The sequence below is a fragment of the Stenotrophomonas sp. STEN147 genome (genome assembly GCF_056757995.1).
On sequence record NZ_JBRRCG010000015.1, the window covers coordinates 85,828 to 99,864 of the forward strand.

Consider the following 14,037-nt stretch of genomic DNA (forward strand, 5'->3'; position numbering starts at 1 on the left):
GAGGGGGCTGCGTGCGAATGTCCCCCGGCGCCGGCCTGCGGCCGTCACCTCCTCCTTTACTTCGCACGCAGCCCCCTCTCCCTCCGCGTGTCAGGCCTCCACGCGCCTGTCGAAGTGCCTCTTGCGGCTGAACCCTCCGAAAGCCGAGCCGCTGCACGGGTGGCAGGCCTTTCGACACATTAAAGGGGGAGGCGACCGCCGCAGGCGGACGACGGAGGACATGTGTCGAAAGGCCTGCCGCCTGTGCAGCGGCCCGGACGCTCGCGATTACACAGGCCGCAATCGCGAGATCATGGTCGGCGCGCTGGAGGGAGAGGAGGCTGCATGCGAATGTCGCCCGGCGCCGGCCTGCGGCCGTCATCTCCTCCTTTACTTCGCACGCAGCCCCCTCCCCCTCCGCGTGTCAGGCCTTCGTGCGCCTGATGAAGTGGCGCTGTGGCTCGGCCGTCCGCAAGCCGAGCCGCTGCGTGAGCGGCTGGCGCTTGGACAAAGTAAGGTGGAGGCGACCGCCGCAGGCGGACGGCGGGGGACATTTGTCCAAGCGCCTGCCGCTCGCGCAGAGGCCCGGACGCTCGCGATCACACAGGCCGCAATCGCGGGATCATGGTCGGCGCGCTGGAGGGAGAGGAGGCTGCATGCGAATGTCCCCCGGCGCCGGCCTGCGGCCGTCACCTCCTCCTTTACTTCGCACGCAGCCCCCTCTCCCTCCGCGTGTCAGGCCTCCACGCGTCTGCTGAAGTGGCTCTGCGGCTGGACCGTCCGCACGCCGAGCCGCTGCGTGGGTGGCAGGCGTTTGGACACAGTAGAGGAGGAGGCGACCGCCGCAGGCGGGCGACGGGGGACATGTGTCCAAATGCCTGCCACCCGCGCAGCGGCCCGGAAGCTCGCGACCACAGTCACCGAAGCCACAGAAGCCACCAACAAAAAACCCGGCTTTCGCCGGGCTTTCCGTTTCACCGGGCATGGCCCGGCGCAAGCGCCTTACTTCTTCTTCGGCATGTACAGATCGGTGATCGTGCCGTCGTAGATTTCCGAAGCCATCGCCACCGATTCACTCAGCGTCGGATGGGCATGGATGGTGTGGCCGATGTCTTCGGCTTCCGCGCCCATCTCGATGGCCAGACCGATCTCGGCCAGCAGGTCACCGGCATGCACACCGACGATCGCGCCACCGATGATGCGGTGGGTCTCTTCGTCGAAGATCAGCTTGGTGAAGCCCTCGGTGCGACCGATGCCGATCGCGCGGCCACTGGCCGCCCACGGGAACTTGGCCACGCCGACCTTCAGGCCCTTGGCCTTGGCTTCGGTCTCGGTCACGCCCACCCAGGCGATCTCCGGATTGGTGTAGGCCACCGACGGGATCACGCGGGCCACCCACTCCTTCTTGTGGCCGGCCGCCACTTCAGCCGCCAGCTTGCCCTCGTGCGTGGCCTTGTGGGCCAGCATCGGGTTGCCGACGATGTCACCGATGGCGAAGATGTGCGGCACGTTGGTACGCATCTGCCGGTCAACCGGGATGAAGCCGCGCTCGGTAACCTGCACCCCAGCCTTCTCGGCATCGATCTTCTTGCCATTCGGCGAACGGCCCACGGCGACCAGCACGCGGTCGAAGGTTCCCTGCGCCAGCGCCGGCGACTGCCCTTCCTCGGCCGCCTCGAAGGTCACGGTGATGCCCTTGGCATCGGCGGTGACGCCCGACGCCTTGGTCTTCAGGTGAACGTCGATGCCCTGCTTCTTCAGGCGGTCGGCCAGCGGCTTGACCAGGTCCTTGTCGGCGCCCGGCATCAGCTGGTCCATGAATTCGACCACGGTGACCTTGCTGCCCAGCGCACCGTACACGGTCGCCATTTCCAGGCCGATGATGCCGCCACCGACAACCAGCAGCGAACCCGGCACTTCGGCCAGCTCCAGCGCGTCGGTGGAATCCATCACACGCTTGTCGTTCCACGGGAAGTTCGGCAGCTTCACCGCCTGCGAACCGGCGGCGATGATGCACTTCTGGAAGCGCAGCAGCTGCGTGCTGCCGTCAGCGGCGGTGATCTCCAGCTCGTTGGCCGACAGGAACCGGCCGACACCCTGCACGTTGCGCACCTTGCGCTGCTTGGCCATGCCAGCCAGACCCTTGGTCAGCTGGTTGACGACCTTTTCCTTGTACTGGCGCAGCTTGTCCAGCGTAATCGTCGGCTTGCCGAACTCCACGCCGAAATCGCCGGCATGGGCGACTTCATCGATGACCGCCGCCGCATGCAGCAGTGCCTTGGACGGAATGCAGCCGACGTTGAGGCACACGCCGCCGAGGCTGGCGTAGCGCTCGACCAGTACCGTATCCAGGCCGACATCGGCTGCGCGGAACGCGGCGGTGTAGCCGCCCGGGCCGGAGCCCAGCACGACCATCTCGCATTCGATGTCGGCCGGCTTGCCGCTGGCCAGTGCCGGCTTCGGTGCGGCCGGTTCGGCCGGGGCACGATGCGACGGGGTCACCGGCGGCTTGCTGGCCGGGGCGGCGGCCGCCGGCGCAGGTGCGGCTGCCTTGGCCGGGGCCTCGGCGGCTCCTTCGGTGTCCAGCAGGACCACCACGGCCCCCTCGGACAGCGTATCGCCGAGCTTGACCTTCAGTTCCTTGACCACACCGGCGGCCGAGGACGGCACTTCCAGCGTGGCCTTGTCCGATTCCAGGGTCACCAGGCCCTGGTCCTTCTTCACCGTATCGCCGACGGCGACCAACACTTCGATCACCGGCACATCGCTGTAATCGCCGATGTCGGGAACCTTGACTTCAATCGTGGCCATGGTGGTTTTCCTCATGCCCGGCCGGGGTGGCCGGCGGGCTGTCACTGCGTTTCGTCAGGCGGCCGCGCCAGGGGCGACGGCCACACGGTGGGGGCGAAGCGGGTGCCTTACAGCAGCACGCGACGCATGTCGGCCAGTACCTGCGACAGGTACGTGGTGAAGCGTGCGGCCAGGGCGCCATCGATGACGCGGTGGTCGTAGCTCAGCGACAGCGGCAGCAGCAGCTTCGGTGCGAATTCCTTGCCATTCCAGACCGGCTGGATGGAGGACTTGGACACGCCCAGGATGGCCACTTCCGGCGCATTGACGATCGGGGTGAACGCGGTGCCACCGATCCCGCCCAGCGAGCTGATCGAGAAGCAGCCGCCACTCATGTCGGCCGGGCCCAGCTTGCCGTCGCGCGCCTTCTTGGCCAGCTCGCCGGTTTCCTGCGCGATCTGCACCACGCCCTTCTTGTCGACGTCGCGGATCACCGGCACGACCAGGCCGTTCGGCGTATCGGCGGCGAACCCGATGTTGAAGTACTTCTTCAGGGTCAGGTTCTCGCCGCTGGCGTCCAGCGAGGCGTTGAACTCCGGGAACTTCTTCAGCGCGGCGGCGCTGGCCTTGATCAGGAAGGCGAGCATGGTCAGCTTGATGCCGGCCTTCTCGTTCTCCTTGTTCAGTGCCACGCGCAGTGCTTCCAGATCGGTGATGTCGGCCTGGTCGAACTGGGTGACGTGCGGAATCATCGCCCAGTTGCGGGCCAGGTTCGCGCCGGAGATCTTCTTGATGCGCGACAGCGGCTGCACTTCGGTCTCGCCGAACTTGCTGAAATCGACCTTCGGCCACGGCAGCAGGTTCAGCCCACCGCCCGCGGCGGCAGCGGCGCCGCCCGCGGCCGGAACGCCACCACTGAGCGCGGCCTTGACGAATTTCTGCACGTCACCCTTGGTGATGCGCCCGCCCTTCTCGGTACCGCTGATCTGCAGCAGGTCCACGCCCAGCTCGCGGGCGAACACGCGCACCGCCGGGGTGGCATACGGCACCTTGGCCGGCAGCACGCCATCGGCGTTGAACTGCACGGGCGGGCTGGACGGAGCGCCGGCCGACGCGATCTCACGAGCCGCCAGCTTGTCCGGCTGGGCGGGCACAGCGACCGGCTCGACCTTGGTGGCGGTCTCGGCAGCGGCCGGGGCCGCCGCAGCCGCTTCGCGGGTCGGCGCCGGCGCAGCAGCACCCTCGGCTTCGATGATGGCCACCACATTGCCCTGCGACAGGGTGTCCCCCACCTTGACCTTCAGTTCCTTGACCACACCGGCCACCGAGGACGGCACTTCCATGGTCGCCTTGTCGCTTTCCAGCGTGACCAGGCCCTGATCCTTCTTGACGGTGTCGCCCACGGCGACCAGCACTTCGATGACCGGGATGTCGGTGTAATCGCCGATGTCCGGCACCCGGGCTTCAACCGCACCGCCACCGCCACCGGCAGCCGGGGCGGCCGGCGCGACAGCCGCCGGGGCCGGGGCGCTCTGGGTGGCAGCCGCCGGGGCAGCGGCCTTGGCCGGGGCCGGGGCCGCAGCGGCCGGCGCTGCGGCCTCGTCTGCCGCCACTTCGATCAGCGCCACGACCTTGCCCTCGGACAGGGTGTCACCCACCTTGACCTTGATCTCCTTGACCACACCGGCCACCGAAGACGGCACTTCCATGGTCGCCTTGTCGCTTTCCAGCGTCACCAGGCCCTGGTCCTTCCTGACCGTATCGCCAACGGCGACAAGCACCTCGATTACCGGGATATCGCTGTAGTCACCGATATCGGGGACAAGTGCTTCCTTGATTTCGGCCATGGGGATAACTCCGGCAATCTGGTGTAGGGAAACGTCTATTGTGCGGCCAGCGGGGGCCAGCGCCAACCGTTACAGGTGTTTTCAGTACGCACGCAGCCGGGACACGCTGTTGCCCATGGGGCGCAGGCACCTCCAGTGGGTAGCGTATTGTCCGCACGATGTCCGCTTCATGTCGCCAGTGCATCGGCCACCGGCTGCCAGGCCTGACGCAGGCGCTGCAGCGACCAGGCCGCATTGGCCGGGCTGGTCGAGGGCAGCGCCAGCACACGCGGTGGCGCCCCCAGGACAGGCAGCACCCAGCGCTGGAATGCCTGCATCGACGCAGCACCATTGCAGCCGATCAGCTGCAGCTCAGGCAGCAGGGCGATCAGTTCCGGCAGCGCGTTGGCCACTTCCGTGCCACGCACGATGTCCGCATCCAGGCTGCCCCGGCGCTCGCATCGGCCGATCACATCCCACACCCCGACACCGGCGGCGTTCAGCGCGCGCATGCGTTGCGGATAGGGCAAACCGGCGTCAAAGCCGCAGATATCGGACATGAGCGGCCAGAAACGATTGCGTGGATGCGCGTAGTACTGGCCAGCGTGCAGCGACGCAGCACCCGGCATCGAACCAAGCAGCAACACGCGCGATCGCGTGTTCACCTGCGCGGGCAGGCCGGTGCAGAGCGTTGGCGCGCTCACGGTTTGTGCAACTGCATGAACATTCCTCCAGAGCAGAAACCCCATGAAAACAGGCTTTTCGAACTCATCGCTGAACAGAGCGAACTATTTTTTAACGCGCGTCGGATTCGATTCATGTTGAGGCGACTACGGTGTGCTCGCCCCGCAACCGGGGGCCCAAAAACAAGAAACATTAGGAGATACCCCCATGCGCTCCATCCGTATCCTGAGTCTCGCCCTGCTGACCTCCGCCGCCTTCGCGCCGGCCGCTTTCGCCCAGGACAGCAGCACCACCGACACCGCCTCGGGTAAGCATTTTGCCGTGGTTGGCGGCGTCACGCTGCTGCAGCCGAAGAATGATCCGATCACCGGCGTCAAGAAGCTCGATGGCGGCCCGGCGCCGACCGTCAGCTTCAGCTACTACGTCAACGACAACTGGGCCGTTGAGCTGTGGGGCGCTGCCGACAAGTTCGATCACCGCGTCAAGGGTCCGGGCAACACCCGCCTGGGCAGCGTCGAGCAGCAGCCGGTCGCGCTGAGCGGCCAGTACCACTTCGGCCAGGCCGACAACGTGTTCCGCCCGTTCGTGGGCGTGGGCTACTTCCAGTCGGCCTTCAGCAACGAATCGCTGGCTGACGGCAGCAGCTCCGACATCCGCCTGAAGGATGCCAAGGGCGTGATCGGCACCGTCGGCGTCGACATGAACATCAACTCCACCTGGTTCGCCCGTGCTGATGCCCGCTACATGCGCGCCCGCCCGGACGTGAAGGTGGGTGGCGAGAAGATCGGCGAAGCCAAGCTGGATCCGTGGACTGTCGGCGTGGGTATCGGCGCCCGCTTCTAAGCACCGCCTGCTTCACTGTCTGTACGCGACGGGCCCTTCGGGGCCCGTCGTCGTTTCCGTCACCCGCGTTCTGTGTAGAGTCGGGTCGTGCTCGACTGCTTTTTTCCGGACGTCGAGCAGGGCTTGACTCTGCAAAGGACGGAAGGCCGGTGATCGGGATGGACAAGGTCGACCTGCTGGTGATCGGAGGTGGCATCAACGGCGCCGGCATCGCACGCGACGCCGCAGGCCGCGGCCTGCGCGTGCTGCTCTGCGAGCAGCACGATCTTGCGTCACATACCTCCAGCGCCAGCAGCAAGCTGGTCCATGGCGGGCTGCGCTACCTGGAACAGGGCGAGTTCGGCCTGGTGCGCAAGGCGCTGGGCGAACGCGATGTACTCCGCAGGCAGGCGCCCTGCCTGGTCCGGCCGCTGCGCTTCGTGCTGCCCTGGGAACCCCACCTGCGGCCACGCTGGATGCTGCGGCTCGGCCTGTGGCTGTATGACCACCTCGGCCGCCGTGGCGCAGCGTTTCCGGCTTCGCGCACGCTACACCTGCCGCACGACCCGTTGGGCACGTGGCTGTCGCCATCGTTGCACCAGGCCTTCAGCTATGCCGACGCGCAGGTGGACGATGCACGCCTGGTATTGCTCAACGCGCTGGATGCCGCGCAACGCGGCGCGCGTGTACAGGTCCGCACCCGCTGCGTCGAACTGCGCGGCGAGCAGGGCCACTGGCGGGCGGTACTGGTCGATGCAGCGGGACAGCAGCAGACGGTGCACGCACATGCCGTGGCCAACGCGGCCGGTCCCTGGGCCGGAGGCCTGCTGCAACGCATGCAGGCGCGCAACGGTACACCGGCGGCGCTGCGCCTGGTGCAGGGCAGCCACATCGTGCTGCGCCGGCCCTGGCCCGATGACAGCGCCTGCCTGCTGCAGCAGCCCGATGGACGGGTCGTGTTCCTGCTGCCGTTCGCCCACGACCACCTGCTGGTGGGTACCACCGACACCGACTATCAGGGCGATCCGGCGCGCTGCCGCGTGCTGCCTTCGGAAGTGACATACCTGTGCGAGGCGGCCAACCGCTATCTGCGCCAGCCGATCACGGCGACGGAGGTGGTCTGGCAGTTTGCCGGCGTGCGCCCGCTGCTGGCCGACCCGGATCCGCGCGCGGCACGACTCAGCCGCGACTATCGCCTGCAGCTGCAGGCACAGGGCGCGCCCGCCGTGCACGTGCTGGGGGGCAAGCTGACCACTTACCGGGTTCTGGCCGAAGAAGCCCTGGATCTGCTGCGGCCCCACCTGCCGCAGATGGGGCCGGCATGGACGGCAGCCGGGACGCCGCTGCCGGGCAGCGACTGGGGCGACGCCGTGCAGGCACGCTCACGCCTGCGGAGACTGGCACCGTGGTTGCCTGAGGACACCACGCGGCGCTGGGCCGAGGCCTATGGCAGCCGCAGCGCCGAGCTGCTGCACGGGGTGCAGGGCATGGACGATCTCGGCGAACACTTCGGCGGTGGGCTGCACGCCCATGAGGTCGTGTTCCTGCGCGATCACGAATGGGCGCATACCGCCGAGGACATACTATGGCGGCGGAGCAAGCTGGGACTGCGGCTGGACACCGCACAGGTGGCACGCCTGCAGGACTGGATGGAGGAACAGCAGCGCCAGGCCATGCCCGGCCGATCGCGGTGACACCCGGCATGGCCCGGCGCTGCCGATGCAGTAGGATTTCCCCATCGCTACCGGAGACGCCGCATGACGCCCCGCTACGTGCTGGCCATCGATCAGGGCACCACCAGTTCGCGCGCGATCCTGTTCGATCACGCCGGCGACATCGTCGGCAGCGCGCAACGTGAGTTTGCCCAGATTTTCCCGCAGCCCGGCTGGGTGGAACATGACCCGCGCGAGATCCTCACCAGCGTCTACGCCACGCTGACCGAGCTGCTCAGCCGCGAACAGATCGACCCTCGCCACATCGCCGCACTGGGCATCACCAACCAGCGCGAGACCACCGTGGTCTGGGAACGCGCCACGGGCCAGCCGATCCACAACGCCATCGTCTGGCAGTCCCGGCAAAGCCAGGCCATCTGCGAGCGGCTGCGCTCGCAGGGGCACGAAGCGCTGATCCGTGAGCGCACCGGCCTGCTGATCGATGCCTACTTCTCGGCCACCAAGGTGCGCTGGATCCTCGATCACGTGGAAGGCGCACAACAGCGCGCGGAGCGTGGCGAACTGCTGTTCGGCACCATCGACAGCTGGCTGGTCTGGAATCTCAGTGGCGGCCAGGCACACGTGACGGACTACAGCAACGCCGCACGCACGCTGCTGTTCAACATCCACACCCTGGACTGGGACGACGAGCTGCTCGCGCTGCTGGACATTCCGCGCGCCATGCTGCCGCAGGTGCGTGACTCCAGCGCGGTGTACGCGCACACCCGGCCGCAGTTCTTCTTCGACCACCCGATTCCGATCGCCGGTATCGCTGGCGACCAGCAGGCCGCGCTGTTCGGCCAGGCCTGCTTCCAGCCGGGCATGGTGAAGAACACCTACGGCACCGGCTGCTTCATGCTGATGCACACCGGAACGCAGGCCGTGCGTTCGCACAATGGCCTGCTGACCACCATCGCCTGGGGCCTGGACGGGCGCGTTGAGTACGCACTGGAGGGGTCGATCTTCATCGCCGGCTCGGTGGTGCAGTGGCTGCGCGATGGCCTGCGCATGATCGATCGCGCCAGCGACAGCCAGGCGCTAGCCGCGAAGGTGGACGACAGCGCGGGCGTCTATCTGGTGCCGGCATTCGTGGGCCTGGGGGCGCCGTACTGGCGCAGCGACGTGCGTGGAGCGATGTTCGGCCTGACCCGGGGCACCAGCAGGTCGCACTTCGTGCGTGCAGCATTGGAAGCAATGGCTTACCAGACCCGCGATGTGCTCGATGCGATGCAGTCCGATGCAGGTATCGGCCTGAGCGAGCTGCGTGCCGACGGCGGCGCGATCGGCAACGACTTCCTTGCCAGCTTCCAGGCCGACATTCTCGGCGTTCCGCTGCTGCGGCCACGGCTGACCGAGACCACGGCGCTGGGCGCGGCCTACCTGGCCGGGCTGGCGGTGGGATTCTGGGAAAGCCGCGAACAGATCGCCGCGCAATGGGGACTGGACCGCCGTTTCGAGCCGCAGATGCCGGCAGCACGGCGCGAGGCGCTGTATGCCGGGTGGCAGCAGGCGGTCGCCGCCACCCTGGCCTTCCACGTCGATTGAGGGCGGTAGCGCCGGGCATGGCCCGGCGCCGCCCCAACATCAGAACGCCGGCAGCACGGCACCCTTGTACTTGGTCTCGATGAACGTCTTCACCTGTGCGCTGGTGAGCGCCTTGGCCAGCTTCTGCACGCGCGCGTCATCCTTGTTGTCGGGCCGGGCCACCAGGAAGTTCACGTACGGCGAGTCCTTGCTTTCGATCGCCAGCGCATCCCGGGTCGGGTTCAGACCCGCATCCAATGCATAGTTGGTGTTAATCAGGGCAAGGTCCACCTGGTCCAGTACGCGGGGCAGCATCGCCGAATCCAGCTCGCGGAACTTCAGCTGCTTCGGATTGGAGACGATGTCGCGCTGGGTGGCCAGCGCATTGGTCGGATCCTTCAGCTCGATCACGCCGGCCTTGTGCAGCAGGATCAGCGCCCGGCTGTTGTTGCTCGGATCGTTCGGGATGACCACATCCGCGCCTTCGCGCAGTTCGGCCAGCGACTTGATCTTGCGCGAGTATGCGCCGAACGGCTCGATGTGCACGCCGATCACCGTCACCAGATCGGTCTTGCGGTCGCGGTTGTAGGCGTCCAGGTACGGCTCGGTCTGGAAGTAGTTCACGTCCACCTGCTTCTGCACCAGCTGGTCGTTGGGCTGCACGTAGTCGTTGAACACGCGCACGTCCAGTTCCACGCCTTCCTGCTTGAGGATCGGCTTGACCACCTCGAGGATTTCGGCGTGCGGCACGGCCGTGGCAGCCACCACCAGCTTCTGCGAAGGCTCGCCGGACTTGCCGCAGGCGGTCAGGGCCAGCGCAGCGGCGAGCAGGGGCAGCAACAGGGTCTTCTTCATGGGCGGAATGATTCTCGGGGGGAGGTCAGGATCTATCGTAGTTGCTCAGGGCCAGCTCGAGCAGCGCCTTGGCCTGCTCGCGCAGCATCGTCGGTTCGACGATCTCGGCATCCGAGCCGTAATGCAGCACATCCATCAGCAGTTCGCGTGACACGCTGTAAGGCACTTTCAGTTCATAGCGGCCATCGGCCAGGAAACGGCCCTGCTGCTTGGAATGCCAGTGCTCATCGGCGACCCAGCGCGCAGCCTTGGCGCTGAACAGGATGGTGGCCCAGCCCTTCGGCGCACCGGAGAAAATGCCGTAGCTGGCACCCAGCTGCTCGTCCAGTTCGCTGTCGGCCACGTCACGGGCCGTGTGGTCGATCACCCGCGCCTTGTGGATCCGGTCCACCGCGAAGCTGCGGAGGGCCTCGCGGTCGTGGTCCCATGCATCGAGGTACCAGTTGTCGCGGTAGTGGGTCAGGCGCTGCGGCGAAACGGTGCGCTTGGTCGGTTCGTCGGTGGAACGGGCACGGTACTCGAAGCCCAGCTGGCGCCGCTCGAGCACGGCCGAAGCCACGCTGCGGAAGCTGCCTTCGTCGAATTTGCGGCCGCGATGCGGAATGACCCGCACCCGGTCCACCGGCCAGCTGGAGACCCCCGCCTGGGCGGCCAGCAGGCTTTCGATGCGCTGCTGCAGCGGTGCCAGCACCGAGGACAGCACGCCCCCGCCGGTACGGGCCAGCAGGTGCTGCGATGCCAGCAGGGCATGCAGTTCCTCCGAGCTGAGCCAGAGGCCGGGCAGTTCGAAGCGGTCGCTTTCGTCGGCGTGATAGCGGAAGCCGGCCTCGCCATCGCCCTCGATCGGCGCCATCAGCGCGTCGCGCAGGAACGCCAGGTCGCGGTAGACGGTGGCACGGGAGCAACCGAGCTTGTCCTGCAGGGTCGCCACCGTCACCGGATAGCGTGCGGACTTGAGCAGACGATGCAGGGCGGTGATGCGTTCGTATCGGTCCATGCCCCCGATTATGTCCGAGTCGCGGGTCTTGTGTGGGGGGTTTGGGCTATCGTGGGCGCCCCGCCCTCTGCAGAAGCCCTCCCATGCGCCGGTTGCCCGCCCTGCCCCTGCTGGCCTGCCTGCTGCTGGCCGCCTGTGGCCGCCCCCCGGCGCCGTCCGGCGGCGACGCGGTCGTTCCGCAGGCCGACCCGGCGCAGGCGGTACTGGCCGCCAGCCAACGGTTCGCCGCCCTGCGCAGCTTCCACGCGGAACTGGAAGTGCTGGGTACGCCACAGCCGGTCCGCAGTGCGATGGACTTCGTGGCCCCGGACCGGTTCCGGGTACAGACGGCGGCCGGTGCACAGACCATCATCGGAGACACGATGTTCCTGCAGGCCGACGGGGCCATCCGCCAGGTGCCGACGCCGCCCGGCCTGCTCGAGCAATGGCGGACGCCGCTGCCGGCCGATGTCGCGCCCGCGGCGCTGCAGGCCGAGGATCTGGGCAGCCAGACGCTGGACGGGGTCCAGACCCGCCGCTACCGGCTGCGTGGCGCCGGCCCCGGCGAGCGCCTGGAGTACTGGGTGGATGGGCAGGGCCTGCCACGCCAGATCCTGCGCAGCGGCAGCAGCAACGGCAAGGTGTTCCAGCTGCGCCTGCGCTATTCGCGCTTCAACGACCCCTCCCTCCGCATCGAGCTGCCCTGAATGGGGAGCGGTGACAACGCCTGCTGAAGCGGCCAGCGCCATGGGGCGGACGGCCATCACGCTTCCAGTATCATCACGGGTTGTTAACCGCTTCGGAGAAGCCTCGATGTCCCTGCGCGTGTCCCTGCTGATTCCCCTGCTGCTCTGCGCCCCGCTGGCGTACGCGCAGGATGCATCCGAACTGGCGGCGATGTCCTCGCCCTGGAGCGGCAGCGGCGGCGAGCTCGGCTTCGCCTCGGCACGCGGCAACAGCAGCACCGAGAGCTTCAACGGCCGCCTGCGCCTGCGCTACACCGACGGTGACTGGGTGCACAGCATGGACCTGTTCGGCCTGCGTTCCAGCTCCAAGGTCACCGAGACCAACGACGACGGCACCACCACCCGCCGCAACAACACCACTGCCAACCGCTACACCGGCAGCGCCGGCAGCGCGCTGCAGCTGGGCGAGCACCGCCAGTTGACCGCCACGGTGCGTACCGAGCGCGATGACTTCGCCACCTACGACCGCCAGAGCTCGTTCGGTCTGGGTTACGGCACCCGTCTGTGGAGTACCGAGCGCTTCTATTTCGATGCCCAGGTCGGCCCCGGTGTGCGCCGCACCCACAGCACCGAGGATGATCGCACCCGTACCGGGCTGATCGGTCGTGGCCTGTTCGACATGAAGTACTCGCTCACCGAGAACACCGATCTGGTCAACACGCTGCTGGTCGAATCGGGGTCGTACAACACCTTCGGCCAGAACGATTTCGGCCTGTCGGTGAGCATGAATGAGCACCTGGCCTTGAAGGCCGGCTGGCAGGCCCGCTACAACAGCGACGTCGCGGTGGACAAGCGCAAGACCGATACGCTGACCACCATGAACGTGGTCTACAAGTTCAAATAAGCGAAACGGGCGCCTGGCGCCCGTTTTCGTTTCTGTTCCGTAGCGCCTGGCCGAGGGAATCGGCCGGGTCAGGCGTTCAGCAGCTCACCCGCACCGCCATCGAGCAACCTCTGCGCCACGCGCTGGCCCAGCGCGTCCGGGTCACTGGCCGGGCCCACGCCTTCGGCGCGCACCGTACGGCCATCGCTGGCGCTGCCGACCAGCCCCTGCAGGTGCAGGTCCTGCCCCTGCCACTGCGCGATCGCCGCCACCGGCACATGGCAGCTGCCATGCAGCGCGCGGTTCATTGCCCGCTCCGCTTCCACGCAGGCGCGCGTCGCGGCGTCATCGAGCACAGCGAACAGGGCCATCAGCGGCGCATTGCTGCCATCGCACTCCACGGCCACCGCGCCCTGCGCCGGCGCCGGCAGCCAGTGCGGCGGCTGCAGGCGCAGCACGATCCGATCGCCCAGTCCCAGGCGCTCCAGCCCGGCGACGGCCAGCACGATGGCGTCGTAGCCCCCGTTGTCGAGCTTGGCCAGGCGCGTATTGACGTTGCCACGCAGGTCCAGCAGTTCCAGATCCGGGCGCAGCGCACGCAGCTGGGCCTGGCGGCGCAGCGAGGACGTGCCGACGCGCGCGCCGATGGGCAACGCATCAAGCGAGGCATAGAGGTTGGAGACGAAGCCGTCGGCCGGGTCATGACGGGGCAGCATGGCCGGCAGCACGAACGGCGCATCCAGTTCCATCGGCACATCCTTCAGCGAATGCACCGCGCAGTCGGCGTCGCCGCGCAGGATGGCCAGCTCCAGTTCCTTCAGGAACAGGCCCTTGCCACCGATGGCGGCCAGCGAGCGGTCGAGCACTTCATCGCCGCGCGTGCTCATCGGGACCAGCTCCACGTGCAGGCCGGGATGGGCCTGGCGGAGGCGGTCGGCGACGTGTTCGCTCTGCCAGAGGGCGAGCGGGCTCTTGCGGGTGGCGATGCGGACGGTTTCCATCCGGTCATTATCGCGCCTTCGGCGCGGATACGGCCAACGGCGGAGCCCCTCGTGGCTGGTGCGGACTACTGGATCATTGCGCTTGGCCGGGCGGGATGGGTTCGCGGGGGACGCCGTAAACCCGTCCCTGGGGGCTTGGCCGCGGCATCCATGCCGCGGACACCCCCGCGAACCCACCCCCCCCAGCCTCTGACAGTTTTCGTGTGCGCCAGCCACGGAAGATCAAAGAAAGAAGTAGAAGCAGAAGCAACAGCCGGCGGCTCCCGGGGTCAGATTCCTTTTCCAGCGGAAAAGGAATC

The 14,037-nt window shown here is 67.5% G+C and carries 11 protein-coding genes; 5 read left to right on the top strand and 6 right to left on the bottom strand.

Going from position 1 to position 14,037, the window contains the following annotated elements; all coding sequences use genetic code 11:
* Positions 1-981: 981 nt before the first annotated feature.
* The 3 genes from lpdA to ACVOKU_RS14590 form a co-directional block, all read right to left on the bottom strand.
* The gene (gene lpdA, locus ACVOKU_RS14580) at positions 982-2,790 is read right to left on the bottom strand and encodes a dihydrolipoyl dehydrogenase (protein ID WP_481560269.1); all 1,809 of its coding nucleotides are present in this window, start codon (positions 2,788-2,790) and stop codon (positions 982-984) included.
* A 107-nt stretch (positions 2,791-2,897) separates the two neighbouring features.
* A complete protein-coding gene (gene aceF, locus ACVOKU_RS14585; RefSeq protein WP_481560270.1) occupies positions 2,898-4,616 on the bottom strand; it encodes a dihydrolipoyllysine-residue acetyltransferase in 1,719 nt (572 codons plus the stop codon).
* Between the two features lie 167 nt (positions 4,617-4,783).
* On the bottom strand, positions 4,784-5,299 hold the full coding sequence (locus ACVOKU_RS14590) for a DNA-deoxyinosine glycosylase (RefSeq protein ID WP_053518745.1): 516 nt from the start codon (positions 5,297-5,299) through the stop codon (positions 4,784-4,786).
* A 187-nt stretch (positions 5,300-5,486) separates the two neighbouring features.
* Here ACVOKU_RS14590 and ACVOKU_RS14595 point away from each other — a divergent pair, with 187 nt between their 5' ends.
* The 3 genes from ACVOKU_RS14595 to glpK all read left to right on the top strand — a co-directional run bounded on the left by ACVOKU_RS14595 (position 5,487) and on the right by glpK (position 9,358).
* The gene (locus tag ACVOKU_RS14595; protein WP_053520322.1) at positions 5,487-6,122 is read left to right on the top strand and encodes an OmpW/AlkL family protein; all 636 of its coding nucleotides are present in this window, start codon (positions 5,487-5,489) and stop codon (positions 6,120-6,122) included.
* A gap of 158 nt (positions 6,123-6,280) precedes the next feature.
* Complete coding sequence (gene glpD / locus ACVOKU_RS14600; protein ID WP_481560271.1) at positions 6,281-7,795, top strand: glycerol-3-phosphate dehydrogenase; 1,515 nt, start codon at positions 6,281-6,283, stop codon at positions 7,793-7,795.
* 63 nt (positions 7,796-7,858) lie between these two features.
* Positions 7,859-9,358, top strand: a complete 1,500-nt coding sequence (gene glpK, locus ACVOKU_RS14605; RefSeq protein ID WP_481560272.1) for a glycerol kinase GlpK — start codon at positions 7,859-7,861, stop codon at positions 9,356-9,358.
* A gap of 39 nt (positions 9,359-9,397) precedes the next feature.
* Here the strand turns inward: glpK and ACVOKU_RS14610 are convergent, their stop codons facing one another.
* Together ACVOKU_RS14610 and ACVOKU_RS14615 are read right to left on the bottom strand one after the other, a co-directional pair.
* On the bottom strand, positions 9,398-10,192 hold the full coding sequence (locus ACVOKU_RS14610) for a MetQ/NlpA family ABC transporter substrate-binding protein (protein WP_053520324.1): 795 nt from the start codon (positions 10,190-10,192) through the stop codon (positions 9,398-9,400).
* 25 nt (positions 10,193-10,217) lie between these two features.
* Positions 10,218-11,189 (bottom strand): helix-turn-helix transcriptional regulator, encoded by a 972-nt coding sequence (locus tag ACVOKU_RS14615; protein ID WP_053520325.1) that lies wholly within the window; start codon positions 11,187-11,189, stop codon positions 10,218-10,220.
* A gap of 83 nt (positions 11,190-11,272) precedes the next feature.
* Here ACVOKU_RS14615 and ACVOKU_RS14620 point away from each other — a divergent pair, with 83 nt between their 5' ends.
* Together ACVOKU_RS14620 and ACVOKU_RS14625 are read left to right on the top strand one after the other, a co-directional pair.
* The gene (locus tag ACVOKU_RS14620) at positions 11,273-11,875 is read left to right on the top strand and encodes a LolA family protein (RefSeq protein ID WP_481560273.1); all 603 of its coding nucleotides are present in this window, start codon (positions 11,273-11,275) and stop codon (positions 11,873-11,875) included.
* A gap of 106 nt (positions 11,876-11,981) precedes the next feature.
* A complete protein-coding gene (locus tag ACVOKU_RS14625) occupies positions 11,982-12,758 on the top strand; it encodes a DUF481 domain-containing protein (RefSeq protein ID WP_065175204.1) in 777 nt (258 codons plus the stop codon).
* 68 nt (positions 12,759-12,826) lie between these two features.
* On the opposite strand, the gene hemC is transcribed toward ACVOKU_RS14625, so the two are convergent.
* Complete coding sequence (hemC, locus tag ACVOKU_RS14630; protein ID WP_481560274.1) at positions 12,827-13,738, bottom strand: hydroxymethylbilane synthase; 912 nt, start codon at positions 13,736-13,738, stop codon at positions 12,827-12,829.
* Positions 13,739-14,037 lie beyond the last annotated feature (299 nt).

Coding starts and splice junctions, on each gene's coding strand:
- lpdA (WP_481560269.1), bottom strand. CDS start 2,790: ATGGCCACGATTGAAGTCAAGGTTCCCGACATCGGCGATTACAGCGAT.
- ACVOKU_RS14595 (WP_053520322.1), top strand. CDS start 5,487: ATGCGCTCCATCCGTATCCTGAGTCTCGCCCTGCTGACCTCCGCCGCC.
- hemC (WP_481560274.1), bottom strand. CDS start 13,738: ATGGAAACCGTCCGCATCGCCACCCGCAAGAGCCCGCTCGCCCTCTGG.
- ACVOKU_RS14625 (WP_065175204.1), top strand. CDS start 11,982: ATGTCCCTGCGCGTGTCCCTGCTGATTCCCCTGCTGCTCTGCGCCCCG.
- glpD (WP_481560271.1), top strand. CDS start 6,281: ATGGACAAGGTCGACCTGCTGGTGATCGGAGGTGGCATCAACGGCGCC.
- ACVOKU_RS14620 (WP_481560273.1), top strand. CDS start 11,273: ATGCGCCGGTTGCCCGCCCTGCCCCTGCTGGCCTGCCTGCTGCTGGCC.
- ACVOKU_RS14610 (WP_053520324.1), bottom strand. CDS start 10,192: ATGAAGAAGACCCTGTTGCTGCCCCTGCTCGCCGCTGCGCTGGCCCTG.
- ACVOKU_RS14615 (WP_053520325.1), bottom strand. CDS start 11,189: ATGGACCGATACGAACGCATCACCGCCCTGCATCGTCTGCTCAAGTCC.
- glpK (WP_481560272.1), top strand. CDS start 7,859: ATGACGCCCCGCTACGTGCTGGCCATCGATCAGGGCACCACCAGTTCG.
- aceF (WP_481560270.1), bottom strand. CDS start 4,616: ATGGCCGAAATCAAGGAAGCACTTGTCCCCGATATCGGTGACTACAGC.